Origin of the sequence: Herbaspirillum sp. 3R11, assembly GCF_004563925.1 — a bacterium.
In the GTDB taxonomy this organism is placed as follows: Bacteria; Pseudomonadota; Gammaproteobacteria; order Burkholderiales; family Burkholderiaceae_D; genus Herbaspirillum.
Map to the genome: position 1 here is coordinate 684,691 of NZ_SPNJ01000001.1, position 17,073 is coordinate 701,763.

The 17,073-nt window shown below is 60.8% G+C and carries 16 protein-coding genes; 6 read left to right on the plus strand and 10 right to left on the minus strand.

Translation table 11 applies throughout. The features are described from left to right. Window positions 1-2: 2 nt before the first annotated feature. Window positions 3-2,459, minus strand: a complete 2,457-nt coding sequence (locus tag E4P32_RS03210) for a heavy metal translocating P-type ATPase (RefSeq protein WP_116433293.1) — start codon at window positions 2,457-2,459, stop codon at window positions 3-5. 169 nt (window positions 2,460-2,628) lie between these two features. On the opposite strand from E4P32_RS03210, the gene E4P32_RS03215 reads away from it, so the two are divergent. After that, entirely contained in the window at window positions 2,629-2,826 is a 198-nt protein-coding gene (locus E4P32_RS03215) for a heavy-metal-associated domain-containing protein (RefSeq protein WP_116433292.1), read from the plus strand. Between the two features lie 6 nt (window positions 2,827-2,832). Here the strand turns inward: E4P32_RS03215 and E4P32_RS03220 are convergent, their stop codons facing one another. Genes E4P32_RS03220 through E4P32_RS03230 form a run of 3 tightly spaced genes read right to left on the minus strand, consistent with a single transcriptional unit; the run spans window position 2,833 to window position 5,503 of the window. Beyond that, on the minus strand, window positions 2,833-4,002 hold the full coding sequence (locus E4P32_RS03220; protein WP_116433291.1) for a VWA domain-containing protein: 1,170 nt from the start codon (window positions 4,000-4,002) through the stop codon (window positions 2,833-2,835). 21 nt (window positions 4,003-4,023) lie between these two features. Beyond that, window positions 4,024-4,611 (minus strand): GNAT family protein, encoded by a 588-nt coding sequence (locus E4P32_RS03225; protein ID WP_116433290.1) that lies wholly within the window; start codon window positions 4,609-4,611, stop codon window positions 4,024-4,026. A gap of 37 nt (window positions 4,612-4,648) precedes the next feature. Further along, window positions 4,649-5,503, minus strand: a complete 855-nt coding sequence (locus E4P32_RS03230) for a MoxR family ATPase (RefSeq protein ID WP_116433289.1) — start codon at window positions 5,501-5,503, stop codon at window positions 4,649-4,651. 195 nt (window positions 5,504-5,698) lie between these two features. Between E4P32_RS03230 and E4P32_RS03235 the strand changes: the two genes are divergently transcribed. The 3 genes from E4P32_RS03235 to E4P32_RS03245 all read left to right on the plus strand — a co-directional run bounded on the left by E4P32_RS03235 (window position 5,699) and on the right by E4P32_RS03245 (window position 8,747). Next, entirely contained in the window at window positions 5,699-7,822 is a 2,124-nt protein-coding gene (locus E4P32_RS03235) for a site-specific recombinase (protein ID WP_116433288.1), read from the plus strand. Between the two features lie 244 nt (window positions 7,823-8,066). Further along, the gene (locus E4P32_RS03240; RefSeq protein WP_053198566.1) at window positions 8,067-8,381 is read left to right on the plus strand and encodes a cytochrome c; all 315 of its coding nucleotides are present in this window, start codon (window positions 8,067-8,069) and stop codon (window positions 8,379-8,381) included. A 12-nt stretch (window positions 8,382-8,393) separates the two neighbouring features. Next, complete coding sequence (locus E4P32_RS03245) at window positions 8,394-8,747, plus strand: cytochrome c (RefSeq protein WP_053198564.1); 354 nt, start codon at window positions 8,394-8,396, stop codon at window positions 8,745-8,747. An 85-nt stretch (window positions 8,748-8,832) separates the two neighbouring features. Here the strand turns inward: E4P32_RS03245 and E4P32_RS03250 are convergent, their stop codons facing one another. Then, entirely contained in the window at window positions 8,833-9,252 is a 420-nt protein-coding gene (locus E4P32_RS03250) for a DUF1841 family protein (RefSeq protein ID WP_053198562.1), read from the minus strand. A gap of 165 nt (window positions 9,253-9,417) precedes the next feature. Between E4P32_RS03250 and E4P32_RS03255 the strand changes: the two genes are divergently transcribed. Then, window positions 9,418-10,644 carry a branched-chain amino acid ABC transporter substrate-binding protein gene (locus E4P32_RS03255; protein ID WP_116433287.1) on the plus strand — a complete coding sequence of 409 codons (1,227 nt, stop codon included), beginning with the start codon at window positions 9,418-9,420 and terminating at the stop codon, window positions 10,642-10,644. A gap of 13 nt (window positions 10,645-10,657) precedes the next feature. On the opposite strand, the gene nth is transcribed toward E4P32_RS03255, so the two are convergent. The 5 genes from nth to fdxA all read right to left on the minus strand — a co-directional run bounded on the left by nth (window position 10,658) and on the right by fdxA (window position 15,384). Further along, window positions 10,658-11,308, minus strand: a complete 651-nt coding sequence (gene nth / locus E4P32_RS03260; RefSeq protein ID WP_116433286.1) for an endonuclease III — start codon at window positions 11,306-11,308, stop codon at window positions 10,658-10,660. Beyond that, a complete protein-coding gene (gene rsxB / locus E4P32_RS03265) occupies window positions 11,305-12,024 on the minus strand; it encodes an electron transport complex subunit RsxB (protein ID WP_116433285.1) in 720 nt (239 codons plus the stop codon). The genes nth and rsxB overlap by 4 nt, the downstream gene beginning before the upstream one ends. A 156-nt stretch (window positions 12,025-12,180) precedes the next feature. Then, the gene (gene phaZ / locus E4P32_RS03270; protein ID WP_116433284.1) at window positions 12,181-13,416 is read right to left on the minus strand and encodes a polyhydroxyalkanoate depolymerase; all 1,236 of its coding nucleotides are present in this window, start codon (window positions 13,414-13,416) and stop codon (window positions 12,181-12,183) included. A 356-nt stretch (window positions 13,417-13,772) separates the two neighbouring features. Further along, entirely contained in the window at window positions 13,773-14,855 is a 1,083-nt protein-coding gene (locus E4P32_RS03275; protein ID WP_116433283.1) for an NAD(P)/FAD-dependent oxidoreductase, read from the minus strand. A 205-nt stretch (window positions 14,856-15,060) separates the two neighbouring features. Next, the gene (gene fdxA, locus E4P32_RS03280; RefSeq protein WP_116433282.1) at window positions 15,061-15,384 is read right to left on the minus strand and encodes a ferredoxin FdxA; all 324 of its coding nucleotides are present in this window, start codon (window positions 15,382-15,384) and stop codon (window positions 15,061-15,063) included. A gap of 350 nt (window positions 15,385-15,734) precedes the next feature. On the opposite strand from fdxA, the gene E4P32_RS03285 reads away from it, so the two are divergent. After that, window positions 15,735-16,937: an ABC transporter substrate-binding protein gene (locus tag E4P32_RS03285; RefSeq protein WP_199525580.1), complete on the plus strand. Its 1,203-nt coding sequence runs from the start codon at window positions 15,735-15,737 to the stop codon at window positions 16,935-16,937. Window positions 16,938-17,073 lie beyond the last annotated feature (136 nt).

The following is a 17,073-nucleotide window of genomic DNA, read 5'->3' on the forward strand; positions in this document are numbered from 1 at the left end:
GTTCATGATTGCTCCCCTTGAGATTGCTTTGGTTTCCAGCGCTTGAGCAGTAGTGCATTGCTGACCACGCTCACGCTCGAAATCGCCATCGCGGCGCCGGCGATCATCGGATTCAATAATCCGAAGGCTGCCAGCGGAATGCCGACGATGTTGTAGATGAATGCCCAGAACAGGTTCTGGCGGATCTTGCCATAGGTGCGGCGGGAGATGTCGATGGCATCCGCCACCAGCGAGGGATCGCCGCGCATGAGCGTGATCCCGGCCGCCTGCATGGCGACGTCGGTGCCGGTCGACATGGCGATGCCGACATCGGCCGCGGCCAGCGCGGGTGCATCGTTGATGCCGTCGCCGACCATGGCGACCAGCGCGCCGTCCTTGCGCAATTCGCCGATCGCCTGGGCCTTGTCGGCCGGCAGGATGTTGGCGCGGAAATCGTCGAGTCCCAGCTGTTGCGCCACGTGCGCGGCGGCGCCATGGTTGTCACCGCTGAGCATGACGGTGCGCACGCCGAGCGCGTGCAGGCTGGTCACGGCTTGCTGCGCGCTGGCCTTGACCGTGTCGCCGAACGCCAGCAGGCCGAGCAGGGCGATGTTGCTACCGTCGGCTTCGCTTTGCGCCAACCAGGAAATCGTGCGGCCTTGCTGCTCCAGTGTTGTTGCCATGCCGGCCAGCTCCGTGTGTTGATCGGGAGCCGCGCCGAGCTCTTGCATCCAGCGCGCGCTACCGAGGTAGGTCAGGCGATTGCCGATCAGTGCCTGCGTGCCGCGACCGGGGACCGCTTTGCTGTCGTCGGCCGCAGCCGGAGCAATTTGTTTGTGTGCTGCGACAGCCATCACGGCATGTGCCAGCGGATGTTCGCTGTTACGTTGCAATGCGGCGGCGAGAGCGAGCAGCTTGTCGTCATCGTGGTCGATCGCATGCATGGCCGCCAGCACCGGTTTTCCTTCGGTCAGGGTACCGGTCTTGTCGAAGGCGACCACGCCGATGCGATGGGCGATTTCCAGCGCTTCCGCATCCTTGATCAGGATGCCGTAACGCGCCGCGACACCGGTGCCGGCCATGATGGCGGTCGGTGTGGCGAGGCCGAGCGCGCAGGGGCAGGCAATCACCAGCACGGCGACGGCATTGAGCAGCGCCTGTTCCCAGTCGCCGGCGATCAGGCCCCAGCCCAGCAGCGTCAGCAAGGCCAGCACCAGCACCACCGGGACGAATACGGCGCTGACCTGATCGACCAGGCGCTGGATCGGCGCCTTCGCGGCCTGGGCATGTTCCACCATGCGGATGATGCGGGCCAGTACGGTTTCTGCGCCGACGGCGGTGGTCTCGATCAGCAGCAAGCCGTCGCCGTTGATGGCGCCGCCGGTGACGTGGTCGCCGCTGTGTTTTTCCATCGGCAGGCTTTCGCCGGTGAGCATGGATTCGTCCAGATGGCTGGCGCCTTCGCGCACCACGCCGTCGACTGCAACGCGTTCGCCGGGACGCACCACGATCAGATCGCCGAGCCGGATGGCGGACAGGGCGACTTCACTGTCAACGCCGTCGCGCCGCACCGTCGCCTTGTCCGGACGCAACGCATTGAGCGCGCGGATGGCGTCGGCGGTCTGGCGCTTGGCGCGGGTTTCCAGCCATTTGCCGAGCAACACCAGGGTAATGACCGCAGCCGAAGCTTCGAAATAAAAATGCGCCGCGCCGTGTCCGGCATGGCCAGCATATTCGCCTTGCCATTGATTGAACAACTGATACAGCGACAATCCGTAAGCGGCGCTGGTGCCGAGCGCCACCAGCAGGTCCATGTTGCCGGTGTAGGCCTTCACGGCGCGCCAGCCGGCGCGATAGAAGCGGGCACCGAGCCAGAACTGCACCGGCGTGGCCAGCAGCAATTGCCAGATGCCGGGCAATTGCCATTCGATGCCGAAGGGCATCAGCAGCATGGGCAGGATCAGCGGTGCGGTGAACAGGGCGCCGACTGCAACCGGCCACCATGAGGGCGCGGCGGATTTTTGCGCGGTTGCTTGTATTGCGGCGGGCAGGCTGGCGGAGTAGCCGGCGCGGTCGATGGCGGCGATCAGCGTGTCGGCCGTGACGTCGCTGGTGGTCGTCAACGTGGCTTTTTCGGTGGCGAGATTGACCGAGACGGCGCTGACGCCGCTTACTTTGTAGAGTGCTTTTTCAACGCGTCCGACGCAGGAGGCGCACGTCATGCCGTCGATGTCGAGCGTGACTTCTTGTTGCTTGACGTCGTAGCCGGCTTTATGGATGGCGGCGATCAGCTGATCGGCGTGCACGCCTGCTTCGGCCTGGATGGTCGCGCGCTCGGTGGCCAGGTTGACGCTGACGTCATGGACGGCGGGAATTGCGCGCAAGGCTTTTTCGACGCGACCGACGCAGGAGGCGCAGGTCATGCCTTCGACGGCGAGCGTCAGTTCCTGCAGTTTGGGGGAGAGTGTGGCGGAGTTCATGTTTGGCTCATTAAGGGATTGATCACGGGGTCAGCATGATCCTTCCCATCATGGTAAGGTCAAGGCCTATTCTGACACGATTCGCGAAATATCACGCAATGCGGTGCTTGACCTTCACCTTATGGGAAGGTTTAAGCTGGCATCTTTCCATCACGAAAGGAGCAACACCATGTTGACATTCAATGTCCAGGACATGACCTGCAACCACTGCGCGAGCGCCATTACACGTGCCGTCAAGGAAGTCGACGCCAGCGCCAAAGTCGACGTCCAGGTCGCCGAGAAGCGCGTCAGCATCGACAGCAGCGTCGCTGCCGCCGAGTTTGAAGAGGCGATCAAGGAAGCCGGTTATACACCCGTTGCAGCCTGAGGCAGTTTATTTACTGAGCAGGCGCATGGCCCGTTCCAGGCCGTCGATGGTCAGCGGAAACATGCGCTGGCTCATCAGTTGCTGGATGATGGAGATCGATTGCCGGTATTGCCACAGGCCTTCCGGCTCCGGATTGAGCCAGGCGAAGTTGGCGAAGGTGCTGGTGAAGCGCTGCAGCCAGACCGCGCCGGCTTCCGGGTTGTTGTATTCCACCGAGCCGCCCGGCTGGACGATTTCGTAAGGACTCATGGTGGCGTCGCCGACAAAGAGCAGCTTGGTGTCCGGCGAGTACTTGTGCAGCAGATCCCAGGTCGGGAAGCGCTCGGCATGGCGGCGGCGATTGTTTTTCCAGACGTAGTCGTAGACGCAGTTGTGGAAGTAGAAGAACTCCATGTTCTTGAATTCCGTCTTGGCGGCGGAAAACAATTCTTCGGTGCGGGCGATGTGATCGTCCATCGAACCGCCGACGTCGAACAGCATCATTACCTTGATGTTGTTGCGCCGCTCCGGTTGCATCCTGATGTCGAGATAGCCGGCGTTGTTGGCGGTGGCGCGGATGGTGTCGTCGAGCGCCAGTTCTTCCTCGGCGCCGTCGCGGGCAAACTTGCGCAGGCGACGCAGCGCCACCTTGATGTTGCGCGTACCGAGTTCGCGCTCGCTGTCGTAATCCTTGTAAGTCCGTTCGTCCCACACCTTGACCGCGCTGCGGTTCTTGCTCTCGCCGCCGATGCGGATGCCTTCCGGGTTGTAGCCGCTGTTGCCGAAGGGCGAACTGCCGCCGGTGCCTATCCATTTGTTGCCGCCTTCATGGCGATCGTGCTGTTCCTTGAGCAGTTCCTTGAGGCGGTCCATCAACTTGTCGTAGCCGAACTTCTCCAGCGCCGCTTTCTGCTCCGGCGTGAGTTCACGCTGCATGCGCTTCATCAGCCAGTCGAGCGGGATTTCGGGATTCTTTTCAAAGATCGTTTCTATGCCTTTGAAGTAGCTGCCGAAGGCCTTGTCGAACTTGTCGTAGTTGGCCTCGTCCTTGACCAGCGTGATGCGCGAGAGATAGTAGAAGTCGTCGATGTTCGGCGAGATCACGTTCTTTTGCATGGCTTCAAGCAGGATCAGGAACTCCTTGATGGAGACCGGGATGCGTGCGTCCTTAAGCGTGAAAAAGAAGTCGATCAGCATAGAAAAATAATTGAATCTGAATCAGTGTCCGAGCTTGAATTGCAGATGACGTTTGACTGCCGGCCATTCGGATTCGATGATGGAAAACACCACCGTATCGCGCAGCGAACCGTCGGGCGCACGTTGATGATTGCGCAGGATGCCGTCCTGCTTTGCGCCCAGGCGCAAGATGGCTGCACGCGATTGCTGGTTCATCCAGTGGGTGCGGAATTCGACGGCGATGCAGTGCAGCGTTTCGAAGGCATGCGTCAGCAGCATCAGCTTGCACTCGGTGTTGATGCCGGTGCGCTGGGCGCTGGCGGCGGTCCAGGTCGAGCCGATTTCGACGCGGCGATGGACGGCGTCGACGTTCATGTAAGTCGTCATACCGCACAGCGCGCCGGTGTCATGACGGCGTGTGACGAAGGGCAGCATCGAGCCTTGCTCTTGCAGCCGCAGGCGCCGTTCGATTTCGGCGCGCATGTTTTCCGGTTTGGGGATCGATGTGTACCAGAGCTTCCACAGCTTGCCGTCGGAGGCCGCCGCGATCAGCGCATCGTGGTGGTCGAGCGACAGCGGCTCGAGCGTGGCGTAGTGGCCTTTGAGCGTGATCGGGTGCAGGAATTGCATGGCGGACTCCTTGCGTGGGCAGGCGAGGTTGATCGGGCTATCGATTGTTGCGCGACATGAACACCAGGCGTTCGAACAAATGCACGTCCTGTTCATTCTTGAGCAGCGCGCCGTGCAGCGGCGGGATGGCGGCCTTGCCGTCCTTGCTGTGCAGCGTTTCGGCCGGGATGTCTTCGGCCAGCAGCAGCTTGAGCCAGTCGATCAGTTCCGAGGTCGACGGCTTCTTCTTCAGGCCGGGAATGTCGCGCACTTCATAGAACGTCTGCAGCGCCTGTGCCAGCAGATCGCGCTTGAGGTGCGGGAAATGCACGTCGACGATCTGCTGCATGGTGTCCTTGTCGGGGAACTTGATGTAGTGGAAGAAGCAGCGGCGCAAAAAGGCGTCCGGCAATTCCTTCTCGTTGTTCGACGTGATGATCACCAGCGGGCGATGCTTGGCGCGCACCATCTCGCGCGTTTCATACACATAGAATTCCATGCGGTCGATCTCGCGCAGCAAGTCGTTGGGGAACTCGATGTCGGCCTTGTCGATTTCATCGATCAGCAGCACCTGGGGCTCGTCGGCAGTGAAGGCCTGCCACAGCACGCCCTTGAGGATGTAGTTGTGGATGTCCTTGACGCGTTCATCGCCGAGTTGCGAATCACGCAGCCGTGAGACCGCGTCGTACTCATACAGGCCTTGTTGCGCCTTGGTGGTGGATTTGATGTGCCATTGCAGCAATGGCCGGTTGAGCGCCGCCGCGACTTCTTCGGCCAGCATGGTCTTGCCGGTGCCGGGCTCGCCTTTGATCAGCAAGGGACGTTGCAGGGTCAGGGCGGCGTTCACTGCGAGTTTCAGGTCGTCGGTGGCAACGTAACTGGAGGAACCTTCGAAGCGTGTTTCTTGTCGCATGGCGGGGGTGTCATCAGGACGAAAATAAATCCGAGTATAAGGTAAAAAGATTGAGGCTTCCCGCACGCCGACCGTCGCAGACGGTTCGCCGTTGCTTGAAAACCGGCTTTTCGTCCCCAAATACCTAGGTCAGTGGAATTTGCCGCGGCGTTGCCGCTGCGGCATGTCTTTTTCCCCATAAAAACAGAGTGAGGCATGAAGTTTCTTTTTCTCAAGATGCGCGTGATCTGGCGGCGTTTCCGCCACGGTTTGCAAGCGCGTTACGAACACCACGGCGAACATGGGCCGCAGCTGGAAGTGCTGATGCGCCGCGCCGATCCCGATTCCGCCTGGCACGACCGCGCCAACTGGATGATCGACGTCGCCGAATGGGTGCGCCATCAGCCCAAGGTTTCCCTGCTCGACGCCGAAGGCTGGCGCCGGGTCAAGCATCAGCGCGTGCGCGCGATGCTGGACTGGCTCGATGTGCATCGCGACATCCGCCGCCAGGTGCAGGGCTGCCTGCAAAAGACGCTGCGCGAGGCCAGCGGGCCGGAGTTGTTTTCAGTCACCGGCTTGCCGCATGAACCGGCCTTTTTCACCGAACTGACCGAACGCGCCTTCAAGATGGTGTTGCCGCGGCATTTGTCGCCGAGCGAGCTGCCGACCTTGTTCGCCGCCATGTTCCCCGACCCGGACGACGCCGAATGGCTGCTCGAACTGGATCAGGAGTTGCAGGAGCGGCTATGGAAACTGGCAGCCGACGACGGCATCTCGCACACTTACTGGCAGCAGATCGAAGAGGCGCTGACTTATCTCACCACGGTGGTGGTGGCGGACGGCATCAGCCCGGCGTTCCGCCAGCGGCTGGACCCCAAGATCCCGCTGCAGGCCACGCCGTTCATGGCCTTGCGCCGTGAGATGGAAGCCTACCTGCGCGCCAGCCCGCACGACGAAGGCCCCTTGCGCAGCGCGCGCATGCTGATCGCGGTGTGCCAGGCGCAGACCGATCGCATCTATGCGCATCTGGATGAATACGGCGTCTCGGTCAGCCTGGTCTACCGCATCGAGCGCATGCGCGCGCAGCTCACGCGCATGGGGCGTCTGATTGATGTGCGCTCGGCTACCTGGCGGGAGCCCAAGACGGGGCGCGGAGCCGGTCGCGTGCAATTGCTGCTGGCCGACCTGATCGCCGCCCATCACAGCCGTTCGTCGGTGCGCAGCCTGGTGCGGCGCAGCTTCGCGCTGCTGGCGCGCAAGATGGTCGAGCGCAGCGCCGATCATGGCGAACACTACATCGCGCGCGACAGTGCCGGTTACCGCGCGATGCTCAAGGCGGCCTGTATCGGCGGTCTGGTGACGGCGTTCACGGTGCTGGGCAAGATCGCGCTGGCCAGGCTGGGACTGGCGCATTTCTTCGAAGGAGTGTTCGCATCAATCAATTACGCCTTCAGCTTCCTGGTGATTGCCGCCCTGGGCGGCGTACTGGCGACCAAGCAGCCGGCCGTGACTGCGCCTGCGCTGGCGGCCAAGATGGGCGAGCTGGACACCGTTGACGGCCTGCGGGCACTGATCGGTGAGACCGCCATGCTGCTGCGTTCACAGGCGGCGGCGATTTTCGGCAACCTGATTGCGGTGATCCCGACCATGCTGCTGATCACGGCCGGCTTCCTGCTGGCCTCCGGGACCACGCTGATGACGCCGGAAAAAGCCCGCGCGGCCTTGCACAGCCTGTCGCTGGTCGGACCGGCGCCCTTGTACGCAGCCTTGACCGGCATCTTGCTGTGGCTGTCGAGCCTGGCGGCGGGATTTGCCGACAACTGGTTCGCCTTGCGCCGCCTGCGCGAAGCACTGGCGCATCAGCGCCGGCTGGTGCATGCGCTGGGCGCTGCACGCGCGGCGCGCTGGGCCATCTGGCTGGAACGCCACGTCGCCACCATCGTCGGTAATGTCTCGCTGGGCGTGCTGCTCGGCATGGGGCCGGTGGTGGCCGAGTTCTTCGGACTGCCGCTGGACGTGCGCCACGTCACGCTGGCGACCGGCACGCTGGTGGCCGCCGGGGCCAGCCTTGGCTGGGGTATTGTGTCGACGCCGGCATTCTGGCTGGCGGTCAGCGGCATCGTAGTGATCGGTGCGCTCAACGTCGGCATCGCGTTCTTGTGTGCGATGGCGCTGGCCTTGCGCGCGCGGGAAATCCCGGCGCGCATCCGGCGCGTGGTTTTTCGTGCTGTGCTGCGACGTTTTGCGGCTTCGCCGTGGACGTTTTTATTCCCTGAAAAGGCCGCCAGTGCGGCCGTAAGGCCCGTTCCGAGCGAATCGGAGACCGAAGAAGAGCGCTGAAGTACCGCAATATGGGGTGGGCGCAGAGGGGCGATGTTGTAATTTGGAGCGCTGTGACAGATTGACTCACGGCGTTGTTGGGGTAAAATCAACCGGTTTTTTGGCGTCGCAGGGGACGGGCGAGAATGCTCAAGTAATCCAATAAGCCAAATTGGTTGAGCCAATAATGTATAGCCAAACCTGTGAAACCAGCTTCGAACAGTCATGTGTTTCGCTTTAGTTGATTTTATTTACCCCTGCCAATATGAAAAAACTCTTCGTACTGCTCGCTCTCGCGGGTGTTGCCAGCGCGGCCTCGGCCGTCGATCTTGCAGGTAACACCGGCAAGGTCAATGTGTCGATGTGCATCGGCTGTCACGGGATTCCAGGCTACAAGGCAACTTTCCCCGAGGTCTACCAGGTCCCCATGCTGGGCGGCCAGTCTGAAAAATATATCGAGAACGCGCTGAAGGCCTATCAAAAAGGCGAGCGTAAGCATCCGTCCATGCAGGGCATCGCCGGTAGCCTGTCCGACAAGGACATCGCTGAACTGGCTGCTTACTACTCACAGCAAAAATAAGGGAAGCACGAGATGAAAAAGATCCTGACCTGGGCAGTGTTCGCCGCTGCCTCCGTTGTTTCCCTGCAAGCCGCTGCGGCAGGTAACGCCGAATCGGGCAAGCTGCTGGTTGAAAAGTACAACTGCGCTTCCTGCCACGGCAAAGACTTCAATTCCCCGATCGATCCTTCGTATCCGAAGCTGGCCGGCCAGCATCAGGACTACCTGCAGCATGCGCTGGTGTCGTATCGCCGCGGCAACGACGGCATGAACGGCCGCACCAACGCCATCATGGCCGGCCAGGCCAAGGTGCTGACCGACAAGGATATCCAGGATATCGCCGCTTACCTGCACAAGTTGCCGGGTTCGCTGGTGCTGGAGAAGTAAAACCGGCAGTCGAGGCCTGGCCTCAACGTAAAAAGCCACGGCATGCCGTGGCTTTTTTCATGGGCGCTGCATCGGAAGCGCCGGATCAGCGCCGCTTGATGCTTTCGATATAGGCCGCGCCGTCGGGCGGCAGGCCGCTGCGCTGGGAATTCCAGATCATCTCGCCCAGACATTCCATGATTTCGTGATGCGCATCGTGCGCCGAACCCTTGCGTTGCGCCAGTGCTTCGAAGGCCTTGCGGATGCCGGGCGGCTGGTCAATGGAAATCTGCTCGCTGATCGACAGATGCATTGACAAATGCAGGAACGGGTTGTGGCCTTGCTCGACCGAATAATCGGCTGCCAGCGCCTGCTCGACGTCTTTCAGCGCGTCATCGTACTCGGGATGCTCGATGATCCAGTCGCGGGCGATGGCTTCGAGGGGAGTCAGGATTTCGTTGGCGCGATACTTGCGGAACGCTTCGCAAAAGAAGCGGCGGACATCATGCTGGGACGGGTTGAACATTGCGGCGGCTGGCGAAACGCGTAAAAGCCGTATTGTACGCCGTGTCGGCCAACTCGGCCGGCGTAGGCAAAACCAGTCATACGCACGAAATTGTCCTGCGGTAATATGTCCCTACAAGACGAGCAAAAACATCGTCACATCTCGCGAAATGAGGGGACACCATTCATGAAACTCAGGCTCTGCAGGGTGCAGCTCGCGTTCCTGTTGCCGGCGCTATTGTCGTCGTCGCTGCTGTTGCTCTCCTTGTTTTCGATTTCCTCATACGCCTCGATCGCCTCGGTCCCTGCGGTCACGAAGGCAAGCACGGAAGACGACGGTAACCGGACCGTGCTGATCGGCTATGCGGGTCCGTTGAGCGGCACTTCCTCCGCCGTCGGCAAAAGCATGGCCAACGCCGCGCAACTGGCGGTCGATGAAGCCAACAAGCGCGGCCTGCAAATCCAGGGCCGGCCGGTCCAATTGAAATTGCTGATCCAGGACGACCGCAGTAATCCGCGCACCGCCGAATTGATCGCCCGCTATCTGGTGCGCAGCGGCGTAGTGGGCGTCATCGGCCATTGGAACAGCGCCGCCAGCCTGGCTGCCGCGCCGCTTTACAATGCCGGCGGCGTGATCCAGATCTCGCCGGCCAGCATGAGCACCCTGTACACCCAGCAAGGCAACCGCGCCGCCTTCCGCACCATCGGCAACAACGGCAGCGCCGGCAGCCACACGGCAGACTACGCGGTCAAGATATTGCAGGCCAGACGCATCCTCGTGGTGGATGACGGCACCGCATTCGGACGCGGCTTTGTCGAACAATTCAGCCGCTCGGCCAAGGAGCAGGGCGCACAGATCGTCGGCTCCCACAGCGTCAGCGACAAGACTTCGGATTTCAATGCAGTGCTGACCGACGCCGCCAGGCTGCGTCCCGATGCGGTGATGTTTGGCGGCCTCGAGCTGCAGGCCTCGACGCTGGCGCGCAGCCTGAAACGGCGCAGTCCCGGGGTCCGCTTTATCGGTTCCAGCGGCACCGTGGGTTTGCCGTTCCTGCGCGCAGCGGGCGCCGACGGTAACGGCAGCGTCGTGCTGGAGCCTGGACTGCCGATGGGCAAGATGCCGGGCTGGAAGAATTTCGAAAAGAACTACATGCAGAAATTCGACAGCAACATCGAGCTCTTTGCGCCGTTCGCGTACGACGCCACGCAAGTGTTGATTGCGGCGATGCGTCAGGCCAATTCAGCGGAGCCGAAGAAGATCGCCGAGGCGCTGCATGAAATCCGATTCAACGGCATGACAGGCACGATCTCCTTCAATCAGGATGGCGACCTCAACAATCCAGCCTTCACGATCTACGAAGTGGAAAATCAGAGCTGGGTGGTAAAGAAGATTATCAGCGGTAGCGCCAACTGAGCTGCCCGGGCAGTTACACGCCTTTTTCCGGCAGCGGCGTCTTTTTCTTGAATTCGCAGAGATCGGCGATGAGGCAGTTCCAGCATTGCGGTTTGCGCGCGATGCAGGTGTAGCGGCCGTGCAGGATCAACCAGTGATGGGCGTCCTGCAGGAATTCCGGCGCGACGAATTTCATCAGCTTGCGTTCGACCTCGTCGACGTCCTTGCCCGGCGCAATGCCGGTGCGGTTGGACACGCGGAAAATGTGCGTATCCACGGCGATGGTCGGATGACCGAAGGCGGTATTCATCACCACGTTGGCGGTCTTGCGCCCCACGCCCGGCAGGGCTTCCAGTTCTTCACGCGTTTGCGGCACCTCGCCGCCGTGCTGCTCCAGCAGGAGGCGGCAAGTCTCGATGACATTCTTGGCCTTGGTACGGAACAGGCCGATGGTCTGGATGTAGGGAATCAGCTCGTCCACGCCCAGTTTGTAGATCTTGGCCGGCGTATTGGCGACCGGGTACAGCTTCCGCGTGGCCTTGTTGACCGAGACGTCGGTGGCTTGCGCCGACAGCAACACGGCGATCAGCAGCTCGAACGGCGTGGTGTATTCCAGCTCGGTGGTCGGAGTCGGATTGGCTTGCCGCAGGCGGCTGAATATTTCACGGCGCTTTTCGCTGTTCATGGCTGGCGGATGGGCTTGGCGGTTGGTGGATCGTTGGCGGCGGCTTGTTCTTTTTTCAGGCGCGCGCGTTCGATGGCGGCCTGAATGATGGCCTTCTTGCGGTCTTGCTCGGCCTTTTCAGTCGGCGTCAATGCGTCGACGGCTTCGACCTCTTTCAACTTGGCGGCGGCTTTGGCGGCCAGGCGGTCATCGTTTTCCTGCTTCTCGCGACGCAGGCGGAAGCTGCGGAAATCGTGCCGTGCGCGAGCGTCGTCGGCCTGTTCCTGCGACCATGCCTGCCAGCCGGTCAGGCCCGGCGTGACCTCGACCATGGCGATGCAGTCGACCGGGCAGGGCGCCACGCACAGGTCGCAGCCGGTGCACAGGTCGGGCAGCACGGTATGCATCTGTTTGGCGGCGCCGACGATGGCGTCGACCGGGCAGGCCTGGATGCAGAGCGTGCAGCCGATGCAGGCGGCTTCGTCGATGACGGCGCGCGTGCGCGGACGCTCCAGGCCGTGGACCGGGTTGAGCGGCAGTAGCGGTCTGGCCAGCAATTGCGCCAGACGCGCCACGCCCTCGGCGCCGCCGGGCGGACATTGGTTGTAGCCGGCGGCATCGTTGGCAATTGCTTCCGCATACGGCCGGCAGGCGGGATAGCCGCACTTGCCGCACTGGGTTTGCGGCAGCAGGTTTTCGATCTGATCGGCGAGGGTGAGGACTGCGGAAGAAGACACGTTGGATGGCTGGCAGAAATTGGCTGAATGGCTGAACGGGCGTGAAGCCGTATTATCCCGGAAACCGGCGCTGCGGGGGAACTAAGGAGCGCAGGCAATAAAAAAGCCTTCGCCTTGTTACGGGCAAAGGCTTGCGGACGGGAGATTGCAGACCGCTCAGGAATTCGTTTTGATGAATTCGCCGATTTTCGGACAGATCACTTCGCGCCAGCGGCGGCCCGAGAAGATGCCGTAGTGGCCGCACTTGGGCGCGGTGAAGTGCTGCTTGCGCGACTTCGGAATCGACGAGCACAGGTCTTGCGCCGCCTGGGTCTGGCCGGAGCCGGAGATGTCGTCCAGTTCGCCTTCGATGGTGAACAGCGCCACCGACTTGATGTCCTGAGGACGCACCAGCTTGCCGTCAATCTTCCACGTACCTTGCGGCAGGTCGAAGTCCTGGAAAACGATCTTGATGGTTTCCAGGTAGAACTCGGCCGGCATGTCGAGCACGGCGTTGTACTCATCGTAGAACTTGCGATGGCTTTCGGCCGACTCGTCGTCGCCGTCGCGCAGGTGCATGTAGAAGTCCCAGTGGCTCTGCGCGTGGCGGCGCGGGTTCATGGCGACGAAACCGGCGTGCTGCAGGAAGCCCGGGTAAACCTTGCGGCCGAAGCCGGGGAAGTTGGCCGGCACGCTGTAGATCACGGTATTTTCGAACCAGCTGAACGGCTTTTCAGTGGCCAGGTCGTTGACTGCGGTCGGCGATTTGCGCGCGTCGATAGGGCCGCCCATCATGGTCATGCTCTTGGGCAGCTTGGGATCGTTGGCGCTTGCCATGAGGGCGATCGCGGCCAGCACCGGTACGGTCGGCTGGCACACGGAGATCACGTGCACATCCGGACCAAGGGTGCGGATGAAGTCCTGGATGTAATAGACGTAGTCATGCAGGTGGAACGCGCCTTTGTCGAGCGGCACCATGCGCGCATCGGTCCAGTCGGTGACGAACACGTCGTGGTTCGGCAGCAGGCCGCGCACGGTGTCGCGCAGCAGTGTGGAGTGATGGCCCGACAGCGGCGCCACCAGCAGCACGGTGGGCTGCTTGAGCGCGGCGTACTGCTTGCTGTCCAGGTCCTTGCTGAAATGAATCAGGCGACAGAAAGGCTTGGTTTCTGCAACTTTCTCAACGATCCCGATGGTCTTGCCATTGATTTCGGTCGATTCGATCTGGAATTCGGGTTTTTCGTAGTCTTTGCCGAGGCGGTACAGCAGTTCGTAACCGGCGGCGATACGTTGTGCGAATGGCGTGTGGGCCAGCGGCGAAACAGGATCGGAAAAGAGTTTTGCCGAGGTCTCCGCCCATTGCATCAAGGGGGTGAGAAAGGCACGGTTTAATTCGTGAAGTTGATAAAGCATGGCTGACCTTTACACATAGTACGCATGAAGCTGGCTGATTAGTCCATAACGGCATTGTGTGCTGTCGAGACTACAAGTATTGCTCTGTTATAGCTCTATTTTCTTGCTATGTTGCAATGCAATATTTTAACACGGTTCAGTGTTCGCCGTGCTGCGCCGGGGCATGATAAAAACACCAAATGTCGACAAACTATTTTCAGGTTGTTGAACAAATTATGCCTTTTTATTCAACGATTTATAGCGACATTATCGGCGCCCGAATGTTGATCTTGAATCAATATGCAAGCCGATGCACAAAGAAAAAAGCCCCTGTCCGGATGGAAGGGGCTTTTTTTGTGGCGCACGGTGATCGGATTTTAATCGAAGACCGGAGTTTCCACGCCGAGGATCTTGTGCAGTTTCGGCGATGTCGTCGTGTACTGCATGTGGATCTTCTTGTCCGGGAAGATGTACGGCGCAGCGCCGAAAGCGGCCAGCGCGGCTTCGTGGAAGCCCGACAGGATCAGTTTCTTCTTGCCCGGATAGGTGTTGATGTCGCCGACCGCGAAGATGCCCGGCACATTGGTTTCGAACTTCTCGGTATCGACCACTTTGAGTTGCTTGCGCTCGATGTCCAGGCCCCATTCGGCAATCGGGCCCAGTTTTGGCGACAAACCGAAGAACACCAGCAGCATGTCCAGCGGCAGGCGGCGGGTGACGCCGTCGGCGCCGGTGACCTTGATTTCGGACAACTTGCCATCCTTGGCTTCAAAGCCGGTAGCCTGGCCGACGATGAGTTGCATTTCGTACTGTTCGCACAGTTCCTTCATCTTGGCCACCGATGCCGGCGCTGCACGGAATTCGTCGCGACGGTGCAGCAGCACGACCGATTCGGCCTTGCCGACGAAGTTCAGCGCCCAGTCCAGCGCGGAGTCGCCGCCGCCGCAGATGACGATGTTCTTGCCTTCAAACTGGGCCGGATTCTTGACGCGGTAGAACAGTTGTGAACCGTCGAAGGCTTCGATGCCGTCGACCTTCAGCGTGCGCGGCTGGAACGAACCGACGCCGGCGGCGATGAAGATGGTCTTGGTGATGAACTTGGTGCCTGCCGAGGTTTCCAGGTCAAAGCGGCCGTCTTCGCGCTTTTGCACGACGGTGACTTCCTGACCCAGATGGAAGGTCGGATCGAACGGCTCGATCTGCTTCAACAGGTTGTCGGTCAGTTCCTGGCCGGTGCAGACAGGCACGGCGGGGATGTCGTAGATCGGCTTGTCCGGATACAGCTCGACGCATTGACCGCCGACATTGGCGAGCGAGTCGATGACGTGCGCCTTGATTTCCAGCAGGCCGAGTTCGAATACCTGGAACAGGCCGACCGGGCCGGCGCCGACGATGACGGCATCGGTTTCGATCGGCGTTGTCTTGCCGGCGTCAGCTGCGGCAATCTTGAAGTTGTCCATAAAAAAATCCAATTTCCGTTTCAGTTGAGGGTGTTTCCAGACTCAATTGGCTATCGGCCAAGGCAGGTTTGCGTAGCGGCTTGCGCGTGCATTCCCGATCTTGGCTGTATGGCTAGAAGTGAAGGCTGTCTGTTGAAGGAGCGTGCCGGCCGTGTGCCGGCGCCGCTCCGTTGCGGCGCTGTGCTGCACTGTGCTGCGGTAAGGCTCAGCGCTGCAGGAACTCCAGCTTGTTCTTGGCGTCTTTCCATTCCTCGGCTTCGGCCAGCGGCGCCTTGGTTTTGGTGATCGAAGGCCAGAAGCGCGCCAGTTGTTCATTGAGCTTGATGAATTCCTGCTGATCGGCCGGGACGTCTTCTTCCGCGTAGATCGCATTGACCGGGCATTCCGCCACGCACACGGCGCAATCGATGCACTCGTCGGGATCGATAGTGAGGAAATTCGGGCCTTCGCGGAAGCAATCAACCGGGCATACATCGACGCAGTCCGTATAACGGCAGCGGATGCAGGAGTCGGTCACAACGTGGGTCATAACAGTCCTATCTGTAAAATTTCTTTAAAACCTGGGCAAACTCAGCCGGAATTAGTGGCAATATGGCGCGGTTCAATCGAGGCTCATGCAGCTATATCGCGATTGCCGCCGGCCCCCCCGATTGTTTCCTGGTTGTTCCCTGATTGCTGCGCAACTGCAGGCAGATTTGAAGCAAATCGGCCGCTCGCGCGACAATCCCTATACAACCGGCTGGAAAGCCTTGTATTTTAAGGCAATTCAACTTTTCTCACAAATGAGGCTTATACAAATTACGTATAAGTAAATATGAAATATTCATTCGTCCAAGGACAAGATCAAAAGTGAACGACGAACAAGCAAAGACGGGTTTCATGAAGCATGCACTGGCCGGGCTGACAGCGGCCCTGGGCCTGGCATTGGCGGTCGCCGCGCAGGCCGAGAATATCCGTATCGGCGAAATCAACAGCTATACCGGCGTGGCGCAGTCCAGCCAGTCCTACCGCAACGGCGCCGATCTGGCCGTGGCCGAGATCAATGCCGCCGGCGGCTTGCTGGGCCGCAACCTCGAGCTGATTTCACGCGACGACAGCGGTAGTCCCGATGAAGCAGTACGGCATGCCGAGGCGCTGATCAGGACCGATCGCGTTGATGTGCTGACAGGCTCGATGCTGTCGAACGTGGCGCTGGCAGTGGCCAGGACAGCTGCATCCGAGAAGAAGCTGTTTGTCGTCGGCGATGCCTTGTCGGACGCCATCACGCTCGACAAGGGCAATCGCTACACCTTCCGCCTGCGGCCGTCGACCTATACACAGGCCGCCATGCTGGCGGAAGCGGCAGCCAAGGTGCCGGGACGGCGCTGGGCCATCGTCGCGCCCAATTACGAATACGGACAAAGTGCGGTCGCCAACTTCAAGCTATTGCTGAAGGAGCGCCGTCCGGACATCGAATTCGTCGCCGAACAATGGCCGGCGCTGGGCAAGATGCGCGCCGACGTGGTCGTCAAGGCCTTGCGCCAGGCGCGTCCCGATGCGATCTTCAACGCCGCCTTCGGCAGCGATCTGCAGCAATTCGCGGAAGAAGGCGGCCGTCAGGGTCTGTTCGCCGCCAGTACGGTTTTCTCGATGTCGGCCGGCCCTGCGCTGGGCGATGTGCTGGCGCAGTATGAAGGCACCAAAAACTGGGTGGTGCTGGGTTATCCGTCGGAGCAACTCGCCACGCCCGAGCATCAGCGCTTTCGCGAGGCCTACCTGAAGCGCTTCAATGATAGGCCGCTGTTGCAGGCGGTATTCGGCTACAGCACCGTGATGTCGATCGCCGCCGGGATCAAGAAGGCCGGTTCGGTCGATTCTGAAAAACTGGTGACGGCCATGCGCGGTCTCGGTGTGGAGACGCCGGTCGGTCCGATCACCTTCCGCGCCCACGATCAGCAGTCCAGCATGGGCGCCTTCGTGGCGACGCTGGTGTGCAAGGACGGTCGTAGCAACATGACTGAATGGCATTACCTCGACGGCGCGCGCTACATGCCTGACGACAATTACATCAAGGGGCGCCGGCCGGCTTCGGCGATGCGCTGACGACATGCGGACGGCGCGCAAATCCTTGCGCGGCGTACGAGTGATTTGTCGCGTCGATTAACCCTCCACGCAAGCGGGGCACGATCTTCTCCATCCAAGGTAAGATAGTGCCCCTTGTCCTCTCCAGCACACGATC

What these genes read in the sequence shown, in the direction of transcription:
- E4P32_RS03220 (WP_116433291.1), bottom strand. Translation starts at nt 4,002, where the DNA reads ATGCTGATCGACTTCTTTTTCACGCTTAAGGACGCACGCATCCCGGTC.
- E4P32_RS03275 (WP_116433283.1), bottom strand. Translation starts at nt 14,855, where the DNA reads ATGGACAACTTCAAGATTGCCGCAGCTGACGCCGGCAAGACAACGCCG.
- E4P32_RS03235 (WP_116433288.1), top strand. Translation starts at nt 5,699, where the DNA reads ATGAAGTTTCTTTTTCTCAAGATGCGCGTGATCTGGCGGCGTTTCCGC.
- E4P32_RS03245 (WP_053198564.1), top strand. Translation starts at nt 8,394, where the DNA reads ATGAAAAAGATCCTGACCTGGGCAGTGTTCGCCGCTGCCTCCGTTGTT.
- E4P32_RS03250 (WP_053198562.1), bottom strand. Translation starts at nt 9,252, where the DNA reads ATGTTCAACCCGTCCCAGCATGATGTCCGCCGCTTCTTTTGCGAAGCG.
- phaZ (WP_116433284.1), bottom strand. Translation starts at nt 13,416, where the DNA reads ATGCTTTATCAACTTCACGAATTAAACCGTGCCTTTCTCACCCCCTTG.
- nth (WP_116433286.1), bottom strand. Translation starts at nt 11,308, where the DNA reads ATGAACAGCGAAAAGCGCCGTGAAATATTCAGCCGCCTGCGGCAAGCC.
- E4P32_RS03255 (WP_116433287.1), top strand. Translation starts at nt 9,418, where the DNA reads ATGAAACTCAGGCTCTGCAGGGTGCAGCTCGCGTTCCTGTTGCCGGCG.
- E4P32_RS03225 (WP_116433290.1), bottom strand. Translation starts at nt 4,611, where the DNA reads ATGCAATTCCTGCACCCGATCACGCTCAAAGGCCACTACGCCACGCTC.
- E4P32_RS03215 (WP_116433292.1), top strand. Translation starts at nt 2,629, where the DNA reads ATGTTGACATTCAATGTCCAGGACATGACCTGCAACCACTGCGCGAGC.
- E4P32_RS03210 (WP_116433293.1), bottom strand. Translation starts at nt 2,459, where the DNA reads ATGAACTCCGCCACACTCTCCCCCAAACTGCAGGAACTGACGCTCGCC.
- fdxA (WP_116433282.1), bottom strand. Translation starts at nt 15,384, where the DNA reads ATGACCCACGTTGTGACCGACTCCTGCATCCGCTGCCGTTATACGGAC.
- E4P32_RS03230 (WP_116433289.1), bottom strand. Translation starts at nt 5,503, where the DNA reads ATGCGACAAGAAACACGCTTCGAAGGTTCCTCCAGTTACGTTGCCACC.
- E4P32_RS03285 (WP_199525580.1), top strand. Translation starts at nt 15,735, where the DNA reads ATGAAGCATGCACTGGCCGGGCTGACAGCGGCCCTGGGCCTGGCATTG.
- E4P32_RS03240 (WP_053198566.1), top strand. Translation starts at nt 8,067, where the DNA reads ATGAAAAAACTCTTCGTACTGCTCGCTCTCGCGGGTGTTGCCAGCGCG.